The sequence below is a fragment of the Streptomyces sp. CO7 genome, assembly GCF_053474865.1.
In genome coordinates this window covers 108,509-109,149 of the sequence record NZ_JBRIOU010000001.1, presented here as the reverse complement: position 1 = coordinate 109,149, position 641 = coordinate 108,509, and the positions used below count along the sequence as shown (strand labels likewise).

The following is a 641-nucleotide window of genomic DNA, read 5'->3' as shown; positions in this document are numbered from 1 at the left end:
GGGTGGAGGTGTCCCCGACCGCGCGTACACCCTTACCCCTAGGGGGTGTTGTTCTCTGGGACGAGGCGTCTCGGGGTTCGGTGCACCTTGGCGTGGGGGTCGGGGCCGGTGCGAAGCTGTCCCCGGGCATATAGATGCATAGGGAAAGGAATCCCGGTGGCCAGGACGGAGACTTCCGCGAAGGAGGCCGGGCAGGCGGCCGTCGCGACGCGGCGCGGCCCGGTGATGGTGGCGTTGATGCTGTCGACGGCGCTGGTGGCGCTGGATGCGACGGTGGTGGCCACGGCGGTGCCGCAGATCGTGGGGGACCTGGGCGGGTTCGCGTACTTCTCGTGGCTGTTCTCGGGCTACCTGCTGGCGGTGACGGTGACCCTGCCGGTGTACGGGAAGCTGTCGGACACTTTCGGCCGCAAGCCGGTGCTGGTGTTCGGGGCGGCGCTGTTCCTGCTGGGCTCGCTGCTGAGCGGGGTGGCCTGGAACATGGGCGCGCTGATCGCCTTCCGGGTGGTGCAGGGGCTGGGCGGCGGTGCGTTGCAGGGCACCGTGCAGACGCTGGCGGCGGACCTCTTCCCGCTGGCGGAGCGGCCGAAGATCCAGGCGCGGCTGTCGACGGTGTGGGCGGTGTCGGCGGTGGCGGGGCC

1 protein-coding gene is annotated in these 641 nt (G+C 71.1%); it reads left to right on the top strand.

The window, feature by feature from the left end; all coding sequences use genetic code 11:
- Window positions 1–156: 156 nt before the first annotated feature.
- Window positions 157–641 (top strand): MFS transporter (locus ACOV8S_RS00495; RefSeq protein WP_448315221.1); only part of this gene is annotated, 485 nt, incomplete at its 3' end.